We start from the raw sequence: 222 nt of genomic DNA, 5'->3' as shown, positions 1-222 counted from the left end.
ACTATTCAATTACCAATCCCGATACGAGCATCGGGGTTGCGGGTTCCGGCTGTTCAGCGGGAACCGCACAGGGACGCGAGCACACACAGCATGTCTTGAAGTCTTGGTTGTGTGATGGTCAAGTCGCTCGGCCTATTAGTACCGGTCGACTCCACACCTTGCAGTGCTTCCATCTCCGGCCTATCAACCCAATAGTCTGTTGGGGGCCTTACCCACCCGAAG

General features: G+C 55.9%; 1 rRNA gene. It reads right to left on the bottom strand.

Going from position 1 to position 222, the window contains the following annotated elements:
* Positions 1–114: 114 nt before the first annotated feature.
* Positions 115–222 (bottom strand): 23S ribosomal RNA (locus tag R9X44_RS35605); the annotation flags it as partial.

The sequence above is a fragment of the Actinocorallia sp. A-T 12471 genome (assembly GCF_033875155.1).
Lineage (GTDB): Bacteria > Actinomycetota > Actinomycetes > Streptosporangiales > Streptosporangiaceae > Actinocorallia.
This window is presented reverse-complemented; position numbering and strand designations above follow the sequence as displayed.